Origin of the sequence: Streptomyces sp. NPDC006925, from assembly GCF_042869575.1 — a bacterium.
Lineage (GTDB): Bacteria > Actinomycetota > Actinomycetes > Streptomycetales > Streptomycetaceae > Streptomyces.
In genome coordinates this window covers 57006-82459 of record NZ_JBIAGB010000021.1, presented here as the reverse complement: position 1 = coordinate 82459, position 25454 = coordinate 57006, and the positions used below count along the sequence as shown (strand labels likewise).

17 protein-coding genes and 1 pseudogene are annotated in these 25454 nt (G+C 73.0%); 9 read left to right on the top strand and 9 right to left on the bottom strand.

Annotation, left to right across the window (positions count from 1 at the left end; all coding sequences use genetic code 11):
* Positions 1-120: 120 nt before the first annotated feature.
* Positions 121-726, bottom strand: coding sequence for a biotin transporter BioY (locus ACFYNS_RS24530; protein ID WP_388605093.1), 606 nt, complete (start codon positions 724-726; stop codon positions 121-123).
* A gap of 328 nt (positions 727-1054) precedes the next feature.
* On the opposite strand from ACFYNS_RS24530, the gene ACFYNS_RS24525 reads away from it, so the two are divergent.
* Positions 1055-2527 (top strand): amino acid permease, encoded by a 1473-nt coding sequence (locus tag ACFYNS_RS24525; RefSeq protein WP_388605091.1) that lies wholly within the window; start codon positions 1055-1057, stop codon positions 2525-2527.
* A gap of 158 nt (positions 2528-2685) precedes the next feature.
* On the top strand, positions 2686-3327 hold the full coding sequence (locus ACFYNS_RS24520; RefSeq protein ID WP_366769910.1) for a superoxide dismutase: 642 nt from the start codon (positions 2686-2688) through the stop codon (positions 3325-3327).
* 215 nt (positions 3328-3542) lie between these two features.
* Here ACFYNS_RS24520 and ACFYNS_RS24515 read toward each other — a convergent pair whose 3' ends face one another.
* Complete coding sequence (locus ACFYNS_RS24515) at positions 3543-4172, bottom strand: DsbA family protein (protein WP_366769876.1); 630 nt, start codon at positions 4170-4172, stop codon at positions 3543-3545.
* Positions 4173-4376: 204 nt separating this feature from the next.
* Here ACFYNS_RS24515 and pepN (ACFYNS_RS24510) point away from each other — a divergent pair, with 204 nt between their 5' ends.
* The gene (gene pepN, locus ACFYNS_RS24510) at positions 4377-7010 is read left to right on the top strand and encodes an aminopeptidase N (protein WP_388605089.1); all 2634 of its coding nucleotides are present in this window, start codon (positions 4377-4379) and stop codon (positions 7008-7010) included.
* 12 nt (positions 7011-7022) lie between these two features.
* Positions 7023-8244, top strand: a pseudogene (locus ACFYNS_RS24505) (IS701 family transposase).
* Between the two features lie 351 nt (positions 8245-8595).
* Here the strand turns inward: ACFYNS_RS24505 and ACFYNS_RS24500 are convergent.
* Both ACFYNS_RS24500 and ACFYNS_RS24495 read right to left on the bottom strand, forming a co-directional pair.
* Positions 8596-9600 (bottom strand): hypothetical protein, encoded by a 1005-nt coding sequence (locus tag ACFYNS_RS24500; RefSeq protein ID WP_388605087.1) that lies wholly within the window; start codon positions 9598-9600, stop codon positions 8596-8598.
* Between the two features lie 263 nt (positions 9601-9863).
* Entirely contained in the window at positions 9864-10850 is a 987-nt protein-coding gene (locus ACFYNS_RS24495) for a LysR family transcriptional regulator (protein WP_360299680.1), read from the bottom strand.
* Between the two features lie 232 nt (positions 10851-11082).
* Between ACFYNS_RS24495 and snpA the strand changes: the two genes are divergently transcribed.
* Complete coding sequence (snpA, locus tag ACFYNS_RS24490; protein WP_366769872.1) at positions 11083-11763, top strand: snapalysin; 681 nt, start codon at positions 11083-11085, stop codon at positions 11761-11763.
* A 90-nt stretch (positions 11764-11853) separates the two neighbouring features.
* Here snpA and pepN (ACFYNS_RS24485) read toward each other — a convergent pair whose 3' ends face one another.
* Positions 11854-14436: an aminopeptidase N gene (gene pepN / locus ACFYNS_RS24485; RefSeq protein WP_388605085.1), complete on the bottom strand. Its 2583-nt coding sequence runs from the start codon at positions 14434-14436 to the stop codon at positions 11854-11856.
* 179 nt (positions 14437-14615) lie between these two features.
* On the opposite strand from pepN (ACFYNS_RS24485), the gene ACFYNS_RS24480 reads away from it, so the two are divergent.
* On the top strand, positions 14616-16430 hold the full coding sequence (locus ACFYNS_RS24480) for a TIGR03767 family metallophosphoesterase (RefSeq protein WP_388605083.1): 1815 nt from the start codon (positions 14616-14618) through the stop codon (positions 16428-16430).
* A 64-nt stretch (positions 16431-16494) separates the two neighbouring features.
* Here the strand turns inward: ACFYNS_RS24480 and ACFYNS_RS24475 are convergent, their stop codons facing one another.
* Positions 16495-17415, bottom strand: coding sequence for a LysR family transcriptional regulator (locus tag ACFYNS_RS24475; protein ID WP_360302666.1), 921 nt, complete (start codon positions 17413-17415; stop codon positions 16495-16497).
* 191 nt (positions 17416-17606) lie between these two features.
* On the opposite strand from ACFYNS_RS24475, the gene ACFYNS_RS24470 reads away from it, so the two are divergent.
* A complete protein-coding gene (locus ACFYNS_RS24470; protein WP_388605081.1) occupies positions 17607-18521 on the top strand; it encodes a DMT family transporter in 915 nt (304 codons plus the stop codon).
* 11 nt (positions 18522-18532) lie between these two features.
* The gene (locus ACFYNS_RS24465; RefSeq protein WP_360302672.1) at positions 18533-19678 is read left to right on the top strand and encodes a serine hydrolase domain-containing protein; all 1146 of its coding nucleotides are present in this window, start codon (positions 18533-18535) and stop codon (positions 19676-19678) included.
* Between the two features lie 10 nt (positions 19679-19688).
* Here the strand turns inward: ACFYNS_RS24465 and ACFYNS_RS24460 are convergent, their stop codons facing one another.
* From ACFYNS_RS24460 to ACFYNS_RS24450, 3 genes are all read right to left on the bottom strand, one after another.
* Positions 19689-20579, bottom strand: a complete 891-nt coding sequence (locus tag ACFYNS_RS24460) for a hypothetical protein (RefSeq protein ID WP_360302675.1) — start codon at positions 20577-20579, stop codon at positions 19689-19691.
* A 143-nt stretch (positions 20580-20722) separates the two neighbouring features.
* Positions 20723-20959: a hypothetical protein gene (locus ACFYNS_RS24455; protein WP_360302678.1), complete on the bottom strand. Its 237-nt coding sequence runs from the start codon at positions 20957-20959 to the stop codon at positions 20723-20725.
* Between the two features lie 381 nt (positions 20960-21340).
* The gene (locus tag ACFYNS_RS24450) at positions 21341-21622 is read right to left on the bottom strand and encodes a hypothetical protein (RefSeq protein WP_075001366.1); all 282 of its coding nucleotides are present in this window, start codon (positions 21620-21622) and stop codon (positions 21341-21343) included.
* A gap of 531 nt (positions 21623-22153) precedes the next feature.
* On the opposite strand from ACFYNS_RS24450, the gene ACFYNS_RS24445 reads away from it, so the two are divergent.
* Positions 22154-25402, top strand: a complete 3249-nt coding sequence (locus tag ACFYNS_RS24445; protein ID WP_388605116.1) for a beta-N-acetylglucosaminidase domain-containing protein — start codon at positions 22154-22156, stop codon at positions 25400-25402.
* Positions 25403-25454 lie beyond the last annotated feature (52 nt).

Sequence of the window (25454 nt, the reverse complement as noted above, 5' to 3'; positions counted from 1 at the left end):
CCCGGCAGGCGGCACCCCGGCAGGCGGGGCCGCAGCAGGACCGAGGGGCCCGGCGCCGCGACGGCGCCGGGCCCCTCGGCACAGCGGATGCGCGGCCCGCCTCCGGGCCGGGCGCGGGCGTCAGTCCTGGCGGCCCGCCAGCTTCCAGGCCGCGGGCAGCGCGCCCATCGCCAGTGCGGCCTTGACGGCGTCGCCGAGCAGGAAGGGCACCAGCCCGGCGGAGAGCGCCTCACCGGCCGACATACCGGTGGACAGCGCCAGGTAGGGGACACCGAGCGCGTAGATGATCGCCGTGCCGACCGCCATGGTCCCGGCCGTGCGCAGCACGCCACGGTCACCGCCGCGGCGGGCGAGGGCGCCCACGGCGAGCGAGGCCAGCACCATGCCGAACACATAGCCGAGCGAGGGCATCCCGACCCCCGCGGACGCCTGCGCGAACCACGGCACCCCGGCCATGCCCGCCACCGCGTACAGCGCCAGGGCCAGGAAACCGCGCCCGGCGCCCAGTCCGGCGCCGATCAGCAGCGCGGCGAAGGTCTGGCCGGTGACCGGCACGGGCGAGCCCGGGATCGGCACCGCGAGCTGGGCGGCGGCGCCGGTCAGCGCGGCGCCGCCGAGGACGAGTGCGACGTCCCGGACCCGGGCGCGGGCTGAGCTGGAGGCGGGCAGCAGATCCGCGAGCACGGCTCCCGGACGCGGTGTGGCTGCGGAAGTGAGGGCACTCATCTGGCATCTCCGTCTGGTGCGAGCTGGTAGAAGCAGGCACGGGCGCGCAGAACGTCGGCCTCGTGCGCGTCGACGCTAGCCGAATCCACTCGTGCGCCGAGCGTGAGCGGGGCGTGAGCTTGCTGACAGTGCGCGGCGCGGAAGGGCCGGTTCGCCCCGGTTCACCGCCGAAGGGGACTGTCCGCATTGCGGAAAGCACTGCACGATTATTGCCGTGCCGGGGCAGGCTCCCGAACACTGTGGAAACGCCAGTCTCCCCGATGGCTGCGGGACCACGCGCAGCGCCCCGTCCCCCGCTCACCCTCACACACTCCAGGAACGGCCACTGATGACGCGCACCGAGACCTCCGACGCGCCACACCCTCCCGGCGAACCCGCCACGTCCTCCGGCCCGCCGGAGGGCTCCGGCCCCTCCGGCGGCGCCCTCGCGCACGGCCTCAAGCAGCGCCACCTGTCGATGATCGCCCTGGGCGGCGTCATCGGCGCGGGGCTCTTCGTCGGCTCCGGCGCGGGCATCGCCGCCGCGGGTCCCGCGATCGTCCTCGCGTACGCCGCCTCCGGCGCGCTGGTGATGCTCGTCATGCGAATGCTGGGCGAGATGTCGGCGGCCCGCCCGGCCTCCGGCTCCTTCTCGGTCCACGCGGAGCGGGCCCTAGGACCTTGGGCGGGTTTCACCGCGGGCTGGATCTACTGGACGCTCCTGTGCGTGGCCATCGCCACCGAGGCGACCGCGGCGGCGAAGATCATGACCGGCTGGCTGCCCGAGACCGGGCAGTGGATGTGGGTCGCGCTGTTCATGCTCGTCTTCTGCGCCACCAACCTGGCGCAGGTGCGCAACTTCGGCGAGTACGAGTTCTGGTTCGCCGCGGTGAAGGTTCTGGCCATCAGCGCCTTCCTGGTGCTGGGCGGGCTCGCGATAGCCGGCCTGCTGCCGGGCACCGACTCGCCGGGCGCCGGCAATCTGACCGGGGACGGGGGTTTCTTCCCGACCGGCACCGAGGGGCTGATCGTGGGGCTGCTCGCCTCGGTGTTCGCCTTCGGCGGTCTGGAGACGGTGACGATCGCGGCCGCCGAGTCGGAGAAGCCCGTCTCGGGTGTCGCCAAGGCGGTCCGCACCGCGGTCTGGCGGATCGCGCTGTTCTACGTCGGCTCGATGCTGGTGATCGTCACGCTGATCCCGTGGCAGGACGAGTCCGTGCTCTCCGGTCCGTACACCGCGGTGCTGGATCACCTCGGGATCCCGGCCGCCGCGCAGATCATGAACGTGGTGGTGCTCATCGCGCTGCTGTCGGCGATGAACGCCAACATCTACGGCGCTTCGCGGATGTCGTACTCGCTGGTGGAGCGGGGCGAGGGCCCCGCGTTCCTCAACCGGGTGAGCGCCCAGGGGGTACCGCGCTACGCGGTGGTCGCCTCGTCCCTCTTCGGCTTCGTGGCGGTGCTGCTGAACTTCTTCTGGGAGAAGACGGTCTTCCAGTGGCTGCTGAACATGGTCGGCGCGGCGACGCTCGTGGTCTGGGGCTTCATCGCCGTCTCGCAGTTCCGCACCCGGCGCAGGCTGGAGCGGGAGGCCCCGGAGAAGCTGGTGGTGCGGATGTGGCTGTTCCCGGGGCTGACCATCGTGGCGCTCGCCGGTATCGCCGCGATTCTGCTGCTGATGCTCCGCGAGGGCGACACCCGCACCCAGTTGGCGTTCACCGCGGGTCTGACGGTGGTGCTGGCCGTGGCCGGGTACCTCCGGCAGCGCCGGCGTCCGCAGACCCCGGCGCCTGCGGACGGCCGACCCGCCCGCGGGTCCTGACAGCACCTCAGCGCACGCCGGACCTACGACTTCCGGCCGATCCGAAAGAGCGGAGCGCCCCCCTCGCACGGGGGGCGCTCCGCTCTTTCGGGATCTGTTGCTGCTAGCTTCTTTTTGCAAGTATTATGCAATAGCGAGTGAGGGGCGAGAGCATGTCGATCACGACCTACACCTTGCCGGAGCTGCCGTACGACTACTCCGCGCTGGAGCCGGTCATCAGCGGCGAGATCATCGAGCTGCACCACGACAAGCACCACGCCGGGTACGTGAAGGGGGCCAACGACACCCTGGAGCAGCTCGCGGAGGCCCGGGACAAGGACCAGTGGGGCTCGGTCAACGGACTGGAGAAGAACCTCGCCTTCCACCTGTCCGGGCACATCCTGCACAGCATCTACTGGCAGAACATGACCGGCGACGGCGGCGGCGAACCGCTGGAGAAGGACGGCACCGGCGAACTGGCCGACGCCATCGCCGAGTCGTTCGGCGGCTTCGCCAAGTTCAAGGCCCACCTCTCCAAGGCGGCGGCCACCACCCAGGGCTCGGGCTGGGGCGTACTCGCCTACGAGCCGGTCACCGGACGGCTCATCGTCGAACAGGTCTACGACCACCAGGGCAACGTCGGGCAGGGCTCGGTGCCGCTGCTCGTCTTCGACGCCTGGGAACACGCCTTCTACCTGCAGTACCGCAACCAGAAGGTGGACTTCGTCGAGGCCATGTGGCGCGTCGTCAACTGGCAGGACGTCGCGGCCCGCTACACCGCGGCGAAGGAGCGCGCCAACAGCATGCTGCTCACCCCGTAGCCGAGGAGCACACCCCTCGCCTGCGGCAGGCCTTCCACCCTCGTGATCGTCTTCTCACCTTTCCCGGGGGCGGAGGACGGCGGGGCCCCTGTGTGGACGTGACACGCAGGGGCCCCGCGTACTTCCGGGCCCACACCCGCGCACCGGGCGCCCCGGCCGCGCGGGCGGGCCCCGCACGCCGGACGGACCGGCGAGCCGCGCACCGGGCGGGCCCGTCAGTCGAAGAGCGGGCCCACGTCGCGGGTGCGCTTGATCTCGAAGAAGCCGGGCGTCGAGGCCACCATCAGCGTGCCGTCCCACAGCCGGGCCGCGGCCTCGCCCTTGGGCGCCGGGGTGACCACCGGGCCGAAGAAGGCGATCCGCCCGCCGTCCGCACCCGGCACGGCGATGACCGGGGTGCCGACCTCCTGGCCCACCAGCCCGATGCCCTCCTCGTGCGAGGCGCGCAGCGCCGCGTCGTAGGCGTCCGAGTCGGCGGCGTCGGCCAGCGAGGCGGGCAGCCCCGCCTCGGCGAGCGCCTCCAGGATCACCTCCCGGTCCAGCTCCCGGCCGCCCGGGTGGGCGCGGTTGCCCAGCGCGGTGTACAGCGGGCCCAGCACCGCGGAGCCATGCTCCTGCTCGGCGGCCACGCACACCCGCACCGGACCCCAGGCGCGGGCCATCAGCTCCCGGTAGTTCTCCGGCAGCTCCTCCAGCCGCTTCTCGTTGAGCACCGCAAGGCTCATCACGTGCCAGCGGACCTCGATCGGCCGCAGCTTCTCGACCTCCAGCATCCAGCGGGAGGTCATCCACGCCCAGGGGCACAGCGGATCGAACCAGAAATCGGCGGGCGTCTTCTCGGGCATGGGCCTCTCCTCGGCGACGAAGGTCTGCTGCACCGCGGCCGCGGCCGCGGTGTGACGGTGATCTCGAACGCGGACAACGCACCGGGCGGGCGACGGCATTCCCGGGTGTGCCCGCCCGGCGCCGCATGCGATCCTGAACAGGCTGTCGACCATGCGGTCCGTGCCACGCGGCGGGACCGTGACCGATCGGAGAGGAAGCGCGGCGTGCCCGGAGAGAACCTGACCCGCACGGAGGCCCGGGAGCGCGCGGCGCTGCTGACCGTGAGCGGGTACGACGTGGCGCTGGACCTGCGCTCCGCCATCGAGCCGCCGCCCGCCAGCGGGCCCCGCACCTTCCGCTCGACCACCACCATCCGGTTCGCCTGCGCCGAGGAGGGCGCCACCACCTTCGTGGACCTGGTGGCCCCGCACGTCCATTCGGTCACCCTGAACGGCGAGACGCTCCGGGCCGAGGAGGTCTTCGACGGTGCCCGCGTGACGCTGTCCGGGCTGCGCGCCGCGAACGAGGTGACGATCGACGCGCAGTGCGCCTACAGCCGCACCGGCGAGGGACTGCACCACTTCCTCGACCCCGAGGACGGGCAGGTATACCTCTACACCCAGTACGAGCCGGCCGACGCGCGCCGCGTCTTCGCCACCTTCGAGCAGCCCGACCTCAAGGCGCCCTTCGACTTCACCGTCACCGCACCCGCCGGCTGGACGGTGCTCAGCAACGGCGCCCAGGAGGGCGAGCCGCGCCCGGTGGACGACGGGGCCGCGGCCCTGTGGCGGTTCGCCCGCACCGAGTCCATCTCGACGTACATCACCGCCGTCGTCGCGGGCCCCTACCACTACGTCGCCGACACCTACCGGCGCACCCTCGAGGACGGCAGCGAGCTGGAGATCCCGCTGGGTGCCCTGTGCCGCAAGGGGCTGGCACGCTACTTCGACCCGCAGGACATCTTCACCGTCACCAAGCAGGGCCTGGACTTCTTCCACGACCACTTCGACTACCCGTACCCGTTCGGCAAGTACGACCAGGCGTTCGTGCCGGAGTACAACATCGGCGCCATGGAGAACCCGGGCTGCGTGACCTTCCGCGAGGAGTTCGTCTTCCGCGGCAGGGTCACCGAGGCCTCCTACGAGGGCCGCGCCAACGTCATCCTGCACGAGATGGCGCACATGTGGTTCGGCGACCTGGTCACCATGGAGTGGTGGGACGACCTGTGGCTCAAGGAGTCCTTCGCGGACTTCATGGGCGCCTTCGCGCTGGTGGAGTCCACCCGCTTCCGGGACGGCTGGATCACCTTCGCCAACCGCCGCAAGTCCTGGGCCTACCGCGCCGACCAGCTCCCCTCCACCCACCCGGTCACCGCCGACATCCGGGACCTGGAGGACGCCAAGCTCAACTTCGACGGCATCACCTACGCCAAGGGCGCCTCCGTCCTCAAACAGCTCGTCGCCTACGTCGGCAAGGACGCCTTCCTGGAAGGCGCCCGGCGCTACTTCAAGCGCCACCAGTGGGGCAACACCCGGCTGGCGGACCTGCTGTCCGTGCTGGAGGAGACCTCCGGCCGGGACATGGCCGAGTGGTCCGAGGCGTGGCTGCAGACCGCCGGGGTCAACACCCTCACGCCGCAGTTCACCTACGACGCGGCCGGCCGGGTCACCGAACTCGCCGTGCTCCAGGAGGCCGCCTCCGCCGAGCACCCCGTGCTGCGCCCGCACCGCGTCGCGGTGGGCCTCTACCGGCGCGACCCGGCGCGGGGCGTCCTGGAGCGGTACGCGCGCGCCGAGGTCGACGTCGCGGGCCCGCGCACCCCGGTCGCCGAACTGGCCGGTGCCCAGCGGCCGGATCTGGTGCTGGTCAACGACGACGACCTGACCTACTGCAAGATCCGCTTCGACGAGGCGTCCCTGGCGACCCTGCGCGAGCACCTCGGCGAACTCACCGACCCCGCCCCCGGCCCCTCCGGCGCCGGGCACTCGCTGGCCCGCGCGCTGTGCTGGTCCGCCGTGTGGAACCTGACCCGGGACGGGCTGATGCCGGCCCGGGACTTCCTCGACCTCGTGTTGCGGTTCGCCGGGCAGGAGACCGAGATCGGTGTGCTGCAGATGCTGCACGGCCAGGCGAAGCTGGCCCTGGAGCACTACACGGCCCCCGAATGGCGTCCCGAGGCCGGGCGGCTGCTCTCGGAGTGCGCGGTCACCCGGCTGCGGCAGGCCGAGCCGGGCAGCGGACACCAGTTGGCCTGGGCTCGATTCCTCACCGCCGTCGCCTCCCGCGAGGAGGAGCTGCGGCTGTTGCAGGGGCTGCTGGCCGGCACCGCCCGGATCGACGGGCTGGCGGTGGACCAGGAGCTGCGCTGGACCATCCTGGGCGCCCTGACCGCCGCCGGCCTGGCCGACGAGGAGGCAGTCGACGCCGAACTGGCGCGGGACGACACCGCCTCCGGCAAGCGGCACCAGGTCCGCTGTCTGGCCGCCCGCCCCTCGGCCGCGGTCAAGGCGCAGGCGTGGGCCTCGGTCGTGGAGTCCGACGCGCTGTCCAACTCCCTGGTCGAAGCGACGATCTCCGGCTTCGCGCAGCCCGGCCAGGCCGAGCTGACCGCGCCGTACACCGCGCGCTACTTCGAGATGCTGGAGACGGTCTGGGCCACTCGCTCGATCGAGATCGGCATGGCCGTCGTGCGGGGCCTGTTCCCCGCCGGGCAGGGCGACCAGGCCACCCTCGACGCCGCGGACGCGTGGCTGACCGGGCATCCGGATGCCGCACCCGCGCTGCGGCGGCTGGTCGTCGAGGCCCGGGACGATCTGGCCCGGGCGCTGCGCGCCCAGCGCGCCGACGCCGTCGCCTAGTACTGCAACCGCATGTGGCGTGACGGTTGGCGGGGTTGCTCGCTGGTCGGACTGTGTGATGAGTCGTTGACGGTTGAGCAGATCGAGTCGTGGTCCGATGGCACAGCGGGGTTGCATGCCCGCTTCGGGCGTCGTTTTGGCAGGTCGGAGCCACGCGATCGGGCTCTGGACTACATGACGGGCCTGCTTGCGCCGTTGGGGAAGAAGAACGGTTGGACGCTGGCCGAGCAGGTCGGCCAGCTCCGCCCGGACGGTGTGCAACGCCTGCTCAACCACTCCGAGTGGGACGAGAACGCGGTCCGGGACGATGTCCGGGATTTCGTCGTGGAGACCATCGGCGCCAAGGACGGCGTGCTCATCGGGGACGACACCGGATTCCTGAAGAAGGGCGTCAGCAGGGGTCCAGCGGCAGTATTCCGGCACCGCCGGCCGCACCGAGAACTGCCGGATCGGCACGTTCCTCGCCTACGCATCCGGCAAGGGGCGGGTGCTGGTCAACCGGGAACTCTACGTCCCGAAGTCCTGGACGGATGACCGCGACCGCTGCCGGAAGGCCGGGATCGACGACACGGTGCCGTTCGCCACGAAGATCGAGCATCTCAAGTGGATGCTGCAACGCGCCATCGATGCCTGTGTTCCCTTCGCCTGGGTGACCGCGGACGAGGCGTACGCGCAGGTCAAGCACTTCCGCGCCTGGCTCGAAGAGCGGCGGGCCGCGTATGTGCCGGCCACCAAGGTCAACGACACCGTGATCACCGCCGACGGCCAGGACGCCCGCGTCGACGCTCTGATCGCGGCCTTGCCGAAGCAGGCGTGGAAGCGGATCCCGGCCGGAGCCCATGGCCAGCGGATCTACCACTGGGCCCGCGTCGCCGTCCGGCCGTGCTGGGAGGACGGGTACGGACACTGGGTGCCTGCCCGCCGCAGCCTGGCCGATCCTGCTGACCTCGCCTACTACGTCTGCTACGGGCCGGTCACTTCCCGGTTGAAAGACCTGGTCAGGACCGCCGGGGCGAGGTGGGCGGTGGAAGAGTGCTTCCAGACCGCGAAAGGCGAGTGCGGGCTCGACCACTACCAGGTGCGGCTCTACCGGGCCTGGTACCGGCACATCACCCTGGCCATGGCCGTCCTCGCCCACCTCACGGCCATCCGCGCGCAAGAAGCCGCAAAAGGGGCAGCGGAAATGACGAGCGGGACCTCATACCCCTCAGCGTCCCCGAGATCCGCCGGATGATCGGGCACGTCGTCGTCACGCCCCGCTGCCACAGCAACGAGCACCGTCTGGGTCACACTTCCGGCGCCGCGGTCAGGCCCGGGCCCGACGCTGCCATTACCCACGCCGAGGCCACGACCCACACATGGGGGCACCGACGGAAGTCGCTGACGAGCGGTGAGGGAACTGCCGCAGCGGGCCGTCCCACGTTGGTGGAGATCGATTCCCACGTTCCTGGCGTACTGCGTGGTGCTTACGCCGTAGCTTCGGGGCAGTCGGCTGGGACCCGTGTGGCGGTGGAGGCTACGGATCGAGGGCGGCATGACCGCACACCTCCACCCGGCCAGGCCCGATACCTCAGCACCGGATGGCTCACCGCTGTCGCGTAAGGATGTACCGCTCACCCGAATCCGGCTCGCCGATCCAGGTGAAGACCGTCGGGTGTTCCTCCGTACCGCCGATGTCCCAGCCGGAGGACAGGCTCTCGCAGTCCGCGATGCTGAGCTCGAACGGCCGACCGACGCCGTCGTTCGCGGTCAGCTGCCATGTCCCGGTGCAGTCGGAGGTACCGGACTGCTCACCCGTGGCCTCGTACTCGTTGACGCCCTTCGCCGTCACCCTGCCGTCCGCCTCGAAGCGGAGGCTTCCGCCGTCGCCGTCCGTCCAGGTGCCGACCATGTCGGCCTCAGTGAGCCGGGGCGGTTCGTAGATCTTGAGGATCCCCGAGCTGTACGCCGCGGCCCCGACCGCAAGCGTCACCGCGAGCAGCCCCAGACCGCCCAGCGCCACGCCCCCGAGCACCCGCCACCGGGCCCCGGGCTTTCCGGGGTTCCCCGCCGCCCGGGCGCACAGGGTCGCGGGTGCCAGCCCGACGATGAGGCTGAGGGCAAGGACGGGATAGACGAGCAGGTCGCCGGGGCCGCCGAAGCCGGCCAGGAGCACGCAGGAGCCGATGAGCAGCGCCAGGGCGACGGCAACGACCGCCACGGTGGCCAGGGTGAGCCGCCAGCTGTCGCGCCGCCCCGTACGGCGGGCCACCGCACGCCCGAGGAGGACCAGGGGGAGCACCGTCATCGCCGAACCGGCCAGCCCTGCGATCATCGAAAGGACTGCCAGCAGCACGAGCGCGAATACGGTGCCGAACAGCCATCCCAGGCCGCCTTCGCCTCCGTGGGACTCGGACTGCAAGCTGTACAGGACGGCGACCAGCGCGGCGATCACGGTCTCAGCCCCGATTGCCGCAGCCCCGACGGTGAACACCGCGGCGTTCCCGCCGTCCGGAGGCCGCACGGGCGTGAACCCCTGCGGCGGCACACCCGGATTCCCCGGAGCCCCCGGCGGTGTCAGCCCCCGTTTCGGCGGCGTGGTCTGCGTCATGCGTCCCCCCTATGCCCAGGCACATCATGCACCTAGGCACACCGGCGTGATCAAGGGGGGGGCAAGACGCTCGCTTCCCGCGATCGAGCAGCGACCCCGGCAGGAGGTCCGGACGAACCACGAAAGGTGCCCCGCCACCAGCGACTTCCGTCACAGGGACGAGGCGCCTTTCGTCGGTGCTTCACATGCGGTTGCAGTACTAGCCCCGCTCCGCGGGCCGGTCCCGGCACCGGCCCGCGGCGGGACCGGCCCGGCGGGACGTCTCAGGCCACGACGGGGAGCCCGGGGTCGCGCCGGGTGGCCAGCCAGCGCGCGTAGGCGGGGCTGCCCAACGCCACCTCCTCGTAGGAGGCGCGCAGATCCTCGACGACCCCGTCCCCCTCGATGCCCGCGCGCCGTCCGGCCCGCAGCGCCACCACCAGCCGCACCCCGAGCGGATCCCCCGCCAGGGGGACGATGGACATGCCCGGCCGCGGCTGCGAGGTGGGCTGGCACGGGGTGACGACCTCTCCCGCGGCTACCAGATCGCCCGCGGACAGATAGTCGCCGTACACCACCCGCGGATCGATCCGCGCTGCCGCGAACACCCTGCGCAGCCCGTCCCAGTCGCCGTCGACCGACGGGTCGACCATCCACTTCTCCCCGGCGAGCTCCGCGACGGCCACGGCCCGCCCGGTCCGCGCCGCCGGATGGGTGGCGGGCACGGCGACGAACTGGGGCTCGCGCCGCACCAGGACCCGCAGCCGGATGCCGTCGGGGACCCGCAGCGGGGCTCCCTCGACCTCGTGCACGAAGGCGGCGTCGAGCTGGTTGTCCGCGACCATCTGCAACAGCGTGTTCGCCGAGACATCGGTCTGGAAGGTGATGTCGGTGTCCGGCAGCCGGCGGTGCAGGCGGCGCAGCCAGCCGGGGACCGCCCTGCTGCCGGTACTGCCGAGCCGCAGCCGCGCCCCGGGATCCGCGTGGCCGAGCCCGGCGGCGTCCTTGGCCTCCCGGATCAGCTCCGTCATCTGCGCGACGATCGGCCGGGCGCGGGTGAGGACGGTGCGGCCCAGCGGCGTGGGCCTGCTGCCGGTCCGCTCCCGGTTGAAGAGCGGGCCGCCCACGGCCTGTTCGATGCGCCTGAGCTGGGTCGTCAGCGAAGGCTGCGTCATACCGAGCTGGCGGGCCGCCTTGTGCACGCTGCCGGTGTCGGCGATCGCACACACTGCACGAAGATGCCTCACTTCGAGCTCCACACCGCGGAGCATATCGGCGGGTCGCGGGTCCCACCAGAGAGCGCCGGACCGGTGAACGGTGCGCGAACGTCCGTGCGGCGCGGGGGGATTCACCGGTCCTATCGGGAGTTGGCATCATTCCGGAACGCCGTCCGTTCGAACAGACTCTCCCGGAGCAGCAATCCGTCCGGAGGGACCGGCGGCGCCCCCCACGCCAACATCCCAGAGCGGCGCCGGTTTCTCCGAAACCAAGGAGAGACCCCCCATGGAATACCGCAGATCGGCTCTTTCGGCGGCGCTCGGCCTGGGCGTGACCGTCGCACTCGGCCTCGGCGCCGTGCCCGCCTCCGCGGCGGACGACGCAGCCGCCTCCCGTCCCGCGGCGTCCTCGACGGCAGCCTCCGCAACCACTCAGGGCTTCACCGGCGAGAACCAGCAGCGCAACGAGAAGTTCTTCAAGTTCATCGTCAAGGAAGCCTTCAAGAAGCAGGCCGAGAAGCCGGGCATCCAGCAGGTCACCATCAACTACAGCACCAGCGGCGCGCCCTCGTTCCGGAGCGAGATCGCCAACAGCACGGCGGTGTGGAACTCGGCCGTCTCGAACGTGAAGCTGGCCGAGGGCGGCGGCGCCAGCTTCGACTACCGCGAGGGCAACGACTCGCGCGGCAGCTACGCCTACACCGACGGCCACGGCAGCGGCTACATCTTCCTGGACTACGCCCAGAACCAGCAGTACGACTCCGACCGCGTCGTCGCGCACGAGACCGGTCACGTGCTCGGCCTGCCGGACCACTACTCCGGGCCGTGCAGCGAGCTGATGTCGGGCGGCGGCCCCGGCACGTCCTGCACCAACGACCAGCCCGACGCCTCCGAGCGCGCGCAGGTCGAGCAACTGTGGGCGAACGGCGTGGCGTCCGTCGCGTTCGAGAACGTCGGCTTCAAGTAAGCCGCACCCGCAACTGATCCACCCCCCGCACGTCGGCCCCCGGTCACCACCGGGGGCCGATGCGCGTGCGGCGGCAGCGCCGCCGGGCCGTCAGCCCGCGGCACCCGCCGCCCGGTCCGCGGCCTGGGCACGCAGCGCCCGCTCGACCCCGGACCGGGACTCGGTCACCAGGCGGCGCAGCGCCGCGCTCGGCTCCGCCGAGGCGAGCCAGGCGTCGGTGGTGTCCAGGGTTTCCTGGGAGACCTGCAGCACGGGGTAGAGACCGACAGCGACCTGCTGGGCCATCTCGTGGCTGCGCTGCTCCCACACATCCTTGACGGCGGCGAAGTAGCGCTCGGTCCAGGGCTCCAGCAGGGTGCGCTGGTCGGTCTGGACGAAGCCGGAGATGACGGCCTCCTGAACCGCGTTGGGCAGCTCGTCGCCCTCCACGACGGCTCGCCACGCCTCCGCCTTGGCCTCCGGGGTGGGACGCGCCGCGCGCGCGGCGGCGGCGTGCCGCTCCCCCGCCGAAGTGGCGTCGCGCGCCAGCTCGGCGGCGATCTCGGCCTCGTCGGCCCGGCCGGTGGCAGCCAGCCGCTCCAGGACCGCCCAGCGCAGCTCCGTGTCGACGACCAGGCCCTCGACCGTGCGGCTGCCGTCCAGCAGCCCGGCCAGCAGGTCGAGCTGCGCGTCGGTGCGGGCCGCGGCGGCGAACGCACGCGCCCAGGCCAACTGGTGGTCGCTGCCCGGCGCGGCAGCGCGAAGCTGCTCGTCGGTCGCCTCGGCCCAGCGGGTGAGCCCCGCCTCCCGGTGCTCGGGCGCCGCGTACAGGTCAAGGGCGAGCTTGACCTGGCGCTGCAGGGACTGCACGAGGCCGATGTCGGACTCCTTGCCGATACCGGAGAGCACCAGCTCGAGGAAGGCGCTCGCGGACAGCTCGGCGTCGCGGGCCATGTCCCAGGCGGAGGCCCAGCACAGGGCGCGCGGCAGCGGATCGGAGAAGTCGCCCAGCTGCCGGGTGACGTTGGCCAGCGACTCCTCGTCCAGCCGGACCTTGGCGTAGGTGTGGTCGCCGTCGTTGAGCAGCAGCACATCGGGGCGCTTGCGGCTGCGGGGCAGCGGCACCTGGGTCAGCTCACCGTCGACGTCGAGTTCGACGCTGTCGGTGCGGACCAGCTTGCCGTCCAGCAGGTCGTAGAAGCCGACGCCCAGACGGTGCGGGCGCAGGGTCGGCTCGCCCTCGGCGCCGGCGGGCAGCGCGGGGGCCTCCTGGCGGATGGCCAGCGCCGTGAGGGTGCCGTCCGGTGCGCAGGTCGGCTCGGGGCGCAGCACGTTGATGCCCGCGGTCTCCAGCCAGGCCCGGGACCAGGTCTTCAGATCCCGCCCGGAGGTCTCCTCCAGGGCGCCGAGGAGGTCGCTCAGCCGGGTGTTGCCCCACTGGTGGCGCTGGAAGTAGGCCCGGACGCCGCGGAAGAACTCCTCCATCCCGACATAGGCGACGAGCTGCTTGAGGACGGAGGCGCCCTTGGCGTAGGTGATGCCGTCGAAGTTGACCAGGACGTCGTCCAGGTCCCGGATCGGGGCCATGATCGGGTGGGTGGAGGGGAGCTGGTCCTGGCGGTAGGCCCAGGTCTTCATCTGGTTGGCGAAGCTCGTCCAGGCGTCCGGCCAGCGGCTGCCGGGAGCGTGCGCCTGGCAGGCGATGGAGGTGTAGGTGGCGAACGACTCGTTCAGCCACAGGTCGTTCCACCACTCCATGGTGACCAGGTCGCCGAACCACATGTGGGCCAGTTCGTGCAGGATGGTCTCGGCGCGGCCCTCGTAGGCGGCGTCGGTGACCTTGGAGCGGAAGACGTACTGGTCCCGGATGGTGACGGCGCCCGCGTTCTCCATGGCGCCCGCGTTGAACTCGGGCACGAAGAGCTGGTCGTACTTCTCGAACGGGTACGGGTAGTCGAACTTCTCCTGGAACCAGTCGAAGCCCTGCCGGGTGACCTCGAAGATCGCGTCGGCGTCCAGGTACTCGGCCAGCGAGGGGCGGCAGTAGATGCCCAGCGGCACGCTGCGGCCGTCCGCTCCCTTCCCCTCCCAGCTGCTGTGCACCGAGTGGTACGGACCGGTGATCAGCGCCGTGATGTAGGTGGAGATCCGCGGGGTGGGTGCGAAGCTCCAGATGTTGTCCCGGGGCTCGGGGGTGGGCGAATTGGAGATCACCGTCCAGCCCTCGGGGGCGCGGACGGTGAACTGGAAGGTGGCCTTCAGGTCCGGCTGCTCGAAGGTGGCGAAGACTCGGCGCGCGTCCGGCACCTCGAACTGGGTGTAGAGGTAGGCCTGGCCGTCGACCGGGTCCACGAAGCGGTGCAGGCCCTCGCCGGTGTTGGTGTAGGCGCAGTCGGCGACGACCCGGAGCTCCTGCGGCCCCTGGGACAGCCCGCGCAGGGCGATGCGCGAGTCGGCGAAGACGGCAGCCGGGTCGAGGGCCTCGCCGTTGAGGGTGACCTCGTGCACGCTGGGCGCGATCAGATCGGCGAAGGTGTCGCCCGCCGCGGCCGTCTCGAAGCGGACCGTCGTCACCGACCGGAAGGTGCCGCCCTCCTGCGCACCGCTCAGATCCAGGTCGATCTCGTACGAGTCCACGGTGAGCAGCCGGGCCCGCTCCTGGGCCTCCTCGCGCGTCAGATTCGTGCCAGGCACTTGTTTGGTCTCCCCACTCTCGCGGATCTCGTCGCAGTCGTGCTGGAGCCATACTTGCACGCGGTTGCGACACCCGGCGGCGGGCGTTCCCACGCTGTTCAAACGGGGGTCATCCGGGCTGCCAATGCACCGGAGGAGGGGCTCCCCGCCCCTGCCGAACCTCCGCACCGGGAGACCGCATGTCCCCTCGCAGCCGCTCCGCACCCACCGCCCCGCCCGACTCCCCCGCCGCCTCGCCCACCGTCCCGCCCGGGGACCGCGCCGCCGAGCCCGGCCCGGACGGCCCTGACGGCGCACACCCCGGCCGCGGGCCCCGCCGCCGACCGCCCTCCCGCGGCCCCGGCAGGCGCCGGGTGCTGGTGCTCGCCGGTTCGGCGGGGGCCGCCGCCGCGCTGGGCCCCGCGACCGGCTCGTCGCCCGCGGCCGCGCCCGCCTCCGGCACCCGCGCGCACCGCCGGGTCCCCGGCGGCCGGGCCGCAGTGGACACGCCGCACACCGGCACCACCCTCACGGGGGTCGCGGTGCCCTCCGGGGACGGCCCGTTCCGGCGCCTGGTGACGGGGCCCGGCTGGGCCCGGGTGGTGCGCACCGAACTGGCGCGGGCCGGTGCGCGGCGCGCCGCCCGGGCCGTACCGCTCGCGTCCTTCGTCCAGTTCACCGATCTGCATCTGGTGGATGTACAGCATCCGCTGCGCTACGAGTACCTGCGCGCGCAGACCGCGAGCGCCTGGCGGCCGCAGGAATCCCTGTCGGTGGCCGGTGCCGTCTCGCTCGTCGAGCGGGTCAACTCACTGGCCGGCGGCCCGGCCACCGGCGCCTCCCTCTCCTGCGTGGTGACCACGGGCGACAACACCGACAACAACTCGCGTGCCGAGTTGGAGTGGTTCACCGCCGTGCTGAGCGGCGGCCGGATCACCCCCGACACCGGCGACCCGCGGATCCACGAGGGGGTGCAGGACTGCGGGCTGCCGGACTTCTGGCAGCCGGACTCGGACCTGCGCGACCGCGACAAGGCCGTCGGCTTCCCCCGGTTGCGGGGCTTCCTGCGGTCCGCCGGGCGGCAGGTGGCCAGCCCCGGCCTGACGCTGCCCTGGTACGCCACGGTCGGCAACCACGACGCGCTGCCGGGCGGCTGCTTCGCCACCGCCGACGCGCGCGGCTTCTTCGCGGACTTCGCCACCGGCGACCGGAAGCTGATGCGGCTGCCCGAGGAGCAGGGCGCCCGGCTGTGGCGTGCCATGGAGCGCGGCCACGACCCCGGGGGCCGGCTGTTCACGGAGATGCTGCGCGCCGAACGGCGCCGCATGCGCAAGGTCACCCCGGACCCCATGCGAGCCCCGGTCACCCCGCGGGAGTACGTCCGCACCCTCGCCCGGCCGCAGGCCCTGGGTCGCGGACCGGCCGGGCACGGGTACACGGAGGAGAACGCGGAGGAGGGCACCCTGTACTACGCCTTCCGGATAGCCCCGGACGTGATGGGCTACAGCCTGGACACCACCCGCCGGGACGGGCACTACACGGGCCGGGTAGGCGCGGCGCAGCTGAGCTGGCTGCGGCGGCAACTGGCGGCGCACCGCGACATGTACGCGCTCGTCTTCAGCCACCACACCAGCACCACCACGCCGGAGGGCGGCACGGAACTGCTGGCCCTGCTGCGCGACACCCCGCACGTGGTGGCCTGGGTCAACGGGCACAGCCACCGCAACAGGATCACCCCGCACGACACGTTCTGGGAGGTCAGCACGGCCTCGCACATCGACTTCCCGCAACTGGCGCGCACCCTGGAGCTGGTGGACAACAAGGACGGCACCCTCTCCCTGTTCACCACCCTCATCGAATCCGCCGCGCCGCACCGTACGGACTTCACCGACCTGTCGCAGACCGGGCTGGCCTCCCTCTACCGGGAGCTCGCCTTCAACGCTCCCGGAACCCGCAGGGGGCTGGAGGGGGACGAGGAGGACCGCAACACCGAACTGCTGCTCCGCAAGCCGTGACCCGCGGGGCGAGCCGTGCCCGCCGGGCACCGCGCCGACCGCGGACTGAGCCGCACCGTGCGGCTCAGTCCGCGGCAGCCCCGGCCGGCTCCCCGTCCCACTCCTCGGCGGTGAGTGCCGCCAGGCAGGCGCGGACCGAGGGGCTGTCGCCGCCGGCACGCCAGGCCGCCCGCACCTCGCGGTGGAGCGCCGGTTCGACCGGCACGAAGCGCACCCCGGGCGGGCAGGGCCACCGCCCCATGCCGGGTACCAGCGCCGCGGTCAGTCCGCGGGCCACGAAGGCGAGCTGGGTGGCGTACTCGCCGACCGCGTAGCGCACCCGGGGTTCGACGCCGCGCGCCCGCAGCGCCTGGACCAGCGCCTCGTAGGGCTCGGTGCCGACCGGGCAGCTCGACCAGTCGACACCGTCCAGCTCGGCCAGGTCCACCGTCTCCCGGCCCGCCAGCGGATGCCGGGCCGGGAGCGCCACCTGTACCTCCTCCACGGCGAGCGGCTTGACCCGCACGCCCTCGGGCAGCGGCATGGGGCGGCTGTGCCAGCTCTCGATCAGCAGCAGGTCCAGTTCACCGGCGAGCAGCAGCGGCACCATGTCGACGGCCTCGCCGTCCACCACGGTGGGCCGCAACCGGGGGTGCGCCTCGGTGAGCGCGGCCAGCACGTCCGGCAGCAGGGCGCGCAGACAACTGCCGACGCCGCCGAGCCGCAGGGGTCCGATGATCTCGTCCCCGAGGTCGGCCAGATCCCTCTCGGCGGCGGAGAGCTGCGCGACGACGCGGGCCGCGTGGTCGGCCAGCACCCGGCCCGCGTGGGTGAGGCGGACGCCGCGGCCCTGCGGCTCCAGCAGGGTGTGGCCCGCCTCGCGCTCCAGCTTGGCCAGTTGCTGGGAGACGCCGGAGGGGGTGAGGTGCAGGGCGGCCGCGGCGCGCACCAGCGAGCCGTGCACGGCGACGGCGTCGAGAGCGCGGAGCCGGTCGGAGCTGAACATGCGGGGAACCTCATCGATGGGGCGGTCGGGCGGTCGGGCGGTCGGGCGGTCGGGCGGTCGGGCGGTCGGGCGGTCGGGCGGTCGGGCCTTGGACGCGCACCCGTGCGGAGGGGATTCATCAGCAACGCTCACCGATACTGCCAACGAATCGTCGCTTTTCCTTGGCAGTCGCGGCAGGCAGAGTGACGGCCATGACCGGCACCGAAGAGAGGACGCAGCAGGCCGCACCGCGCGGCCGACTGGCCGACGCCGCACCGGTGCCGCTGGCGGTGGCGGCGTCGGCGTGCATCTCCGCCTCCGCGATGTTCGTGAAGCTGTCCGGGGTCAACGCCGGCACCGCTGCCTTCCTGCGCTGCGGGCTGGCCCTGGTCGCACTGGTGCCTCTCGCCCTGCTGGAACGGCGGCGGCTGGGCCCCCGACCGGTCCGCGCCCAGCGGTTCGACCTGGTGGCGGGCGCACTGCTGGGCGTCGACTTCGTCTTCTGGGCGCAGAGCATCCACGACGTGGGCTCCTCCATCGCGACCGTACTGCTCAACATCCAGATCGCGGTCTTCCCGCTGCTGGCCCTGGCCGTCACCCGCACCCGGCCCGGCGCACGCTACTGGCGCACCCTGCCCGTGCTGCTGCTCGGCGTCGCGCTGGCCAGCGGCGCCATCGGGCATCCCGAGCCCGGCAGCAGCCCGGTCTCCGGGGTGCTCTACGGGGCGGGCGCCGGAGTGGCGTTCGCCGGATACCTGTTCCTGACCCGGCTGGGCGGCGGCGGGGCGCACACCCTCCACCCGGTGTGCGTCTCCACGCTGGCCGCCGGCGTCACCTCCGGGGTGCTGGGAGCGCTGTGGACGGGGATCGACCCGGCGCCCGGCTGGGGCCCGCTGGGCTGGCTGACGGTGATGTCGCTGTTCGGGCAGGTGCTGGCGCTCGTGCTGATGGGGCCCGCGCTGGCCCGGCTGGCGCCGGTGACCAGCGCCGCGCTGCTGCTGTTGCAACCGGTGCTGGCGCTCGTCCTCGGTGTCGTCTTCCTCGGTGAACGACCCACCGCGACCCAGTTCGCCGGGTGCGTCCTGGTCGTCCTCGCCGTCTGGCACACCAGTCGCCCGGCTCACTAGAGTCGCCGTCCATGCACCTGCCGCGGCGCCTCCTGAGCGGGCTGATCTCCACCGTGACCGCCTTCGGACTGATGGTCAGCTCCTCCACCGCGGCCGATCTGGGGCACACCCGCACCCGCGCGGCGATGGAGGAGCTGGTGGCGCGGGGCGACGCTCCGGGAGTGCTGGCGCAGGTGGCGGACGGGGCCGGGGTGTGGAACGGCGGCGCCGGCACCGCCGACTACGCCACCGGCCGCCCGCGGCGGGCCGGCGACCGGTTCCGGATCGGCAGCCTGACCAAGCCGTTCGTGGCGACGGTACTGCTGCAACTGGAGGCGGAGGGCACGCTCGGGCTCGACGATCCGGTCGGCCGCTGGCTGCCGGACGTGCGGCTGGGCCGGTACGGCGCGGCGGTGGGCGGACCGGAGCGCGCCGTCACCGTGCGTCAACTCCTCGCCCACACCAGCGGCATCCCCGACTACACCGAGGATCCGTCCCTGCGCTCGGCCTACTTCAGTCCGCGCTTCCCGGAGGTGCGAATGCGCACGCACAGCGCCGGGGAACTGGTGCGGCGCGCCCTGTCCCGGCCGCCGCTGTTCCGCCCCGGCACCGGCTGGAGCTACTCCAACACCAACTACCTGCTGGCCGGGATGGTCATCGAGCGCGCCACCGGGCACTCCTATGCGACGGAGATCGAACGCCGGGTGCTGCGTCCCCTGAAGCTGCGCGACACCTCGCTGCCCGGCACCTCGACGCGCATCCCGGGGCAGCACGGCAAGGAGTACTCCACGCTGTTCGCGCCGGGCGCCGACCCGCCGGTCCGGGACGTCACCGCGCTCAACCCCTCGCTGGCCGGGGCGTCCGGCGAGATGATCTCCTCGACCGGCGACCTGGTGCGCTTCGTCCGCGCCCTGGCCACCGGCCGGCTGCTGCCGCCGCAGGAGGCGGCCCGGATGCGGACGACCCGCAGAGCGGACGCGACCGACCGCTACGGGCTGGGACTGACCGAGCGCACCCTCTCCTGCGGGGTCACGGTCTGGGGCCACGACGGCACCATCCACGGCTCCAGCACGGCGGCCTACACCACGCCGGACGGCACCCACACGATCGCCGTCAACCTCAACGGCGACTGGTCGGACGGCGCCCGCGACCTGGTCGAGGCCGAGTACTGCGACTGACCCCGGCGGCTCAGCGCGGCAGGACCGCCACGTACTCGGCGGGCGGCTGCTCCGCGGCGGCCATCAGCGCCGTCCGGACCACGGCAGCCTGCTGGGCGGGGGTCTCGCGCAGCTTCTCCGGGGTGACGTGGACGACGGTGACCCCGAACTGCTCCAGGGATTCCCGCTTGTGGGTGCACGCGTCCCAGGCCGCCTCCGCACCGGCCCGGGGGGAACGTGCATCGATCTCCACAGCGACGGCCTGGTCCGGCCAGTAGGCGTCGACGGCACCGAGGTGCGGACCGCCGGGCACCCGCAGTTCGACGTTCCAGCAGGGGTCGGGCAGCCCCTGGCCGAAGACCATTCCGTACAGCAGGCCCTCGGTCAGTGCCCGTCCCTCGGCCAGCAGGCTCTCCACGGCGTCGGCGACGTGCGGCAGGCCGAGCAGCCGGGCCCTGGTGAGTTCGCGCACCACCGGCTGCGGCTCGCAGTGCCCGCCGCGCACCGCCTCGGTCAGCAGGCCGCGCACCTCGTCGGCGTCGGCCAGCTGGGCCACCGCGTCGGCCAGCGCCCGCGGCACGGGGGCCACGGGCAGCCCGGTGATCTCCTCCGGTTCGGGCACGATCCGGGTCCGCACCAGATGCGCCGAGGTGTAGGCGCAGCCCGCGGGGAGCGGCACCCTGGTGCCCGGTCCGAGAGGCTCGCCCAGCTCCGGGACCAGCACGTCGATCCGGTCGAGATCCAGCAGGGAGGGTGCGGCGGCGAAGCAGTGCAGCGCGAGCGCGGCCAGACCGGTGATCATCGCGCGGCCGGGCGGACCGAACGGCTCGGTGCCGCCCTGTGCGTACCGGAGCGCGGCCCGCAGCCGCTCTTCACTGGTGGGCAGTCCGGTACGGGGCGGGAGTGGTACATCGTGCGTCATGGTGTGGGCAATTCCCCACAGCCGACGGAGTGCCAACGTGTGTGACAGAGCTGTCACCGAACCCGGACAACCTCGCACTAAAGCACGGCAGTTCGACTGCCGATAGGGCGGGGCGCGGCGCGCCGGACCGGGACCCTACGGAGTCAGCTCTTCTTCCCGCGCTTGTCGCTCAGCGTCACCAGACCGGCGATGACCAGGAAGAGCACGAGGGGCGCGGCGACGTACAGCCCCAGGGTGTCGAGGACGCTCAGGCCGGAGCCCGGCTGGTCGCCGTCGTCGCGGGTGAGCGCGAAGGCGGGGGACGACAGCAGCGGCACCAGTGCCGCGCCGACGGTGACCGTGCCTGCGCGCAGTGCGTTCTTCTTGACCTTGTCGCTCACACAGCCAAGATATCGGACGGGTGAACGGGTCGCGCGCCGGGGTGCTCCTGCGGGCAGCCACCCTGCCCGGGGCCGGGGTGCGGGGGCGCGGAGGGTGCGATGAGGCGGCGCGGGCATTCCGTTGAGGAGCGGACGACTCCGGGCGCACGCCGGAGCGCGACGCGGCGACAAGGGGCGCGACACGGCGACAGGGGGTGACATCGGCGACGGGCCGACGCCCGGCACTCCGGCCCGGGACGGCCGGTGCGCGGCGGAGCGGCAGCGGGCGGCGACGCCCAGAGCCGCGAGCACGGAGGGGCCGCCTCCCGGGCACCCGGACCCCGCGGTCCGGTGCGCTCCGGCAGGAGAGCGCGGCTCCGTGCGCCGCGGCGGGCCACGCGATCAGATCTCTGCGGGCTCCGTGCCGAATCCGACCCCGGCGGGTTCACTGGTCAGCGGCGCCTCCGCGAGCGGGGGCTCGCTGGTCAGCGGGGCGACGTCGGCGAGCGGGGGCTCACTGGTGAGTGGAGCGTCCGCGCAGCCGCAGATGCACGAGCCGTCGAGTCCGGAGTCGGGGTCGGACACACCGGACAGGTCTACCGGCTCGTGCCCTCGTTTGGAGAGTGCGCGCTGTTGGGGAAGCGGAGTCAGGGCGGAGATCAGGAGTTCAGCGGACGCGGCCACCGGGGGCCTCCGTTCGTTGACGAATGGATGGTCAGGACTCGCCCTACCCAGTAGACGGGCGCGCAGACGTGTCCGAAGAAGAAACGTGTCCCAGCTCACGCGCGTTCCCGCGGCGAATCAGCGACAGCAATCCGCCGGGGAAGGAGATCCAGCGGACAAAACGGGCACCCCGGCGAGGATTTGCGGCCCGGCCGCGGATGCGGTGCCCGGCCTGGCCCGGTGCGGTGACCGGGCACGCGGCCGGTGCCGGGGCGGTCGGCGGACCGTAGAATCCGCTGGCACCCGGTTTGTGGCACATCTGTGGCCTCCCGAGGTGAGCGCGGCGCGGCGCTCACCTCTATGGTGCTGGCGGAGGCTGCAGCGGTACGGACGGCAGGCGCGCGTGCGCCGGGCCCGTGCCCGCTCGGCGGAGGGGTTCCGGTCGGACATCGGGAGGAAGCGGTGGGGACAGCGCGCGGCCAGGGCGGCCCGAGGGTCTCCGGGCCCGGCACGGGCACCGTCCCGCGCCAGGCACCGGGCGGCAGGGCCAGGATGAGCGCCGCCGCGCTCGCCGCGGCGGTCGTCTCCGGCCTGCTCACCGGTGCACCCGCCGCACAGGCGGCCGCCCCGGCCGCACCGGACGGCCCTTCCGCCGGGAGCCGGGACGACGAGAGCACCCGGGACGGCCTGCCCCCGGTCTGGCCGCGTCCGCAGAAGATGCACGCCCAGGGCGGATTCGTCCCCGTCTCCACAGCGGCCACGCTGATCGCGGACGAGGACGCGGACCCGCACGCCCTGCGCACCGTCCGCGCGACGCTGCGCGCGGCCGGAGTGCGCACGCTGCACGAGCGGCAGGCGGGCGGCAGCGACCGCTCCGCCGCCTCCGGCGGCCTCGTCGTACGGGTGGGCACCGAGTCGGCCGGCGCCGCCCTGCGCGCCCTGCGCGCCCCCGCCCGCGGCGACCTGCCCGCGGGCGGGTACCGGCTGGCCGCGGGCCGGGCCGACGGGCACGACACCGTGGCGCTGGAGGGGACGGACGGCGCGGGCCTCTTCCACGCCGCGCAGACGCTCCGGCAGCTCGCCACCGAACATGAGGGACAGCACGGCTTCCCCGGCGTCTCCGTACGCGACTGGCCGACCGCGTCGGTACGCGGCACGACAGAAGGCTTCTACGGCCAGCCCTGGACCCAACAGGAGCGGCTGTCGCAACTGGACTTCATGGGCCGCACCAAGCAGAACCGCTACCTGTACGCGCCGGGGGACGACCCCTTCCGCCAGGCGCCGCGCTGGCGCGACCCGTATCCGGCGGCGCAGCGCGCCGATTTCCGTGAGCTGGCCGACCGCGCCGGGCGCAACCACGTCACCCTCGGCTGGGCGGTCTCACCCGGCCAGGGACTGTGCTTCTCCTCCCCCGAGGACCGCAAGGCGCTGCTGCGCAAACTGGACGCCATGCGCGCGCTGGGTGTGGACGCCTTCCAACTGCGCTTCGAGGACGTCAGCTACACCGAGTGGCACTGCGACCAGGACGCCGACACCTACGGCTCCGGCCCCGCAGCCGCGGCCCGCGCCCAGGCCGAGCTGGCCAATGCCGTGGCCGACCATCTGGCCACCCGCCACCCGGACGCCGCACCGCTGTCCGTGGTGCCGACGGAGTTCTACCAGAAGGGCCGCACCGAGTACCGGGCCGCGCTCGCCGAGAAGCTCGACGACCGTGTGGAGATCGGCTGGAGCGGGGTGGGGGTGGTGCCGCGCACCATCAGCGGCGCCGAACTCGCCCGCGCTCGCAGTGCCTTCCCACGGCACCGCCTGGTGACGATGGACAACTACCCGGTCAACGACTTCGCCTCGGACCGGATCTTCCTGGGCCCCTACCGGGGCCGCGAACCCGCCGTCGCCTCCGGTTCCGCCGCGCTGCTGACCAACGCGATGAAGCAGCCGCGGGCCTCCCGCATCCCGCTGTTCACGGCCGCCGACTACGCCTGGAACCCGCGCGGCTACCGGCCCAAGGAGTCCTGGCGAGCCGCGGTGGACGAACTGGCGGGCGGCCGCGGCAGCTCCGCCGACGCCCGCGCCGCCGTGCACGCGCTGGCGGGCAACGACGCCTCCTCGATGCTCGGCAGCGACGAGTCCGCCTATGTGCGCCCGCTGCTGGAGAACTTCTGGCGGGAGTACGGGAACGGGCCGGGCTCCGGGCTGGACCGGGCCGCCGAAGAGCTCCGCGACGCCTTCACGACCATGCGCACGGCCCCCTCGAAGGTGCCCGAAGGGCTCGGCCGGGAGGTGAAGCCGTGGCTGACCCAGCTCTCGCGGCTCGGCGCCGCGGGCGAGCGGTCGGTCGACATGCTGGTCGCACAGCTCGGCGGCGACGGAGCGGCGGCCTGGAAGGCGCAGTTGGAGGTACGGCGGCTGCGCGCCGAGAGCCGCGGGAGCAAGGTCACGGTCGGCAAGGGCGTGCTCGCGGACTTCACGGACAAGGCGCTGAAGCTGTCCGAGAGCTGGAGCGGCGGCCGGCCCGGGTCGAAGGGGAAGTCCGGCTCCGGACGGACCGACAAGGGCGACGACAGTGGTACCCGGCCGACGGTGAGCGGCAGCCCGGAGGGCGCTCCCGACCACCCGCTCTCCGCCGCCGCCGACGGTGATCCGGGCACGTCCTACCGCGCCGCGGTGCCCCCGGCCACCGCCACCTTCACACCCGAGCAGCCGCCCATGCTCGTCCCGCCGGCCGCCGCGGCCGAACCAGCCGCCGGCGACGGGAACGGCGGGGGCGGCGGCCGTCCGGCGCGGGACGCGCTGACGGTGCGGCTGCCCGAGCCCCGCCCGCTGCGCGCCGTCACGGTGCTGACCGGCCCGGACTCGGGCACCCGGGGCACAGTCGAGGCACATGTGCCCGGCAAGGGCTGGCAGCGGCTGGGGGCGCTCTCCAAGAGCGGCTGGACGCATCTGGCCACCGGGGGGCAGGACGCGAAGGCCGACGCGGTGCGGCTGGTGTGGAGCCAGGACGCGAAACCGCCCGTCGTCCACGAGATCACCCCCTGGTACGCCGACACCCCCGAAGCCTCCTTGTCGCTGCCGCGCACCACGGTGGACGCCGCGATCGGCGGCGGCACCACCCGCGTCACGGCGCGGCTGAGCGGCAACCGGCCCACCGACGTGCGGGACAAGGTCACCGTGCACGCCCCCAAGGGCTTCACCGTGCGCACCCCGTCGCGCACCACCGTGCGGCGGGGCAGCACGGTGGATGTGCCGCTGCGGATCAGCGCCGACAGCTCGGTCGGTACGGGCAGTTACCGCATCCCGGTCTCCTTCGGCGGGGAGCGCCGCACGCTCACCGTACGGGCCTACCCGCGCACCTCCGGGCCGGACCTCGCACGCGAGGCCCGCGCGACCTCCTCCGGGGACGAGACGAAGGACTTCCCGGCCGCCGCGGTCGCGGACGGCAAGCGCGGCACGCGCTGGTCCTCCCCCGCCGAGGACGGCGCGTGGGTGCAGGTCGAACTGGCCGAACGCGCCCGCGTGGGGCAGGTCGTCCTGCGCTGGCAGGACGCCTACGCGGCGCGCTACCGGATCCAGGTCTCCCCCGACGGCAAGCACTGGCGCACCGCGGCCACGGTGCGGGACGGCGAAGGCGGGAAGGAGTCGGTCCGGATGGACTCGCCCAAGGACACCCGCTTCGTCCGGGTGGTGGGCGACAAGCGGGCGACGCGCTTCGGGATCTCGCTGTGGTCGATGGAGGTCTACGCCGTGGACTCCTCGGGCCGGGCCAAGCACGCACGGCGAGACGGCGACAAGGGCGGCGGGTAGCGCCCGGGAGCCAGGGGGCGCCGCGGGGCGGCACCCCCCTCCGGGACGTCTC

Coding starts and splice junctions, on each gene's coding strand:
- ACFYNS_RS24530 (WP_388605093.1), bottom strand. CDS start 726: ATGAGTGCCCTCACTTCCGCAGCCACACCGCGTCCGGGAGCCGTGCTC.
- ACFYNS_RS24525 (WP_388605091.1), top strand. CDS start 1,055: ATGACGCGCACCGAGACCTCCGACGCGCCACACCCTCCCGGCGAACCC.
- ACFYNS_RS24515 (WP_366769876.1), bottom strand. CDS start 4,172: ATGCCCGAGAAGACGCCCGCCGATTTCTGGTTCGATCCGCTGTGCCCC.
- ACFYNS_RS24500 (WP_388605087.1), bottom strand. CDS start 9,600: ATGACGCAGACCACGCCGCCGAAACGGGGGCTGACACCGCCGGGGGCT.
- ACFYNS_RS24495 (WP_360299680.1), bottom strand. CDS start 10,850: ATGCTCCGCGGTGTGGAGCTCGAAGTGAGGCATCTTCGTGCAGTGTGT.
- snpA (WP_366769872.1), top strand. CDS start 11,083: ATGGAATACCGCAGATCGGCTCTTTCGGCGGCGCTCGGCCTGGGCGTG.
- ACFYNS_RS24480 (WP_388605083.1), top strand. CDS start 14,616: ATGTCCCCTCGCAGCCGCTCCGCACCCACCGCCCCGCCCGACTCCCCC.
- ACFYNS_RS24475 (WP_360302666.1), bottom strand. CDS start 17,415: ATGTTCAGCTCCGACCGGCTCCGCGCTCTCGACGCCGTCGCCGTGCAC.
- ACFYNS_RS24470 (WP_388605081.1), top strand. CDS start 17,607: ATGACCGGCACCGAAGAGAGGACGCAGCAGGCCGCACCGCGCGGCCGA.
- ACFYNS_RS24465 (WP_360302672.1), top strand. CDS start 18,533: ATGCACCTGCCGCGGCGCCTCCTGAGCGGGCTGATCTCCACCGTGACC.
- ACFYNS_RS24460 (WP_360302675.1), bottom strand. CDS start 20,579: ATGACGCACGATGTACCACTCCCGCCCCGTACCGGACTGCCCACCAGT.
- ACFYNS_RS24445 (WP_388605116.1), top strand. CDS start 22,154: ATGAGCGCCGCCGCGCTCGCCGCGGCGGTCGTCTCCGGCCTGCTCACC.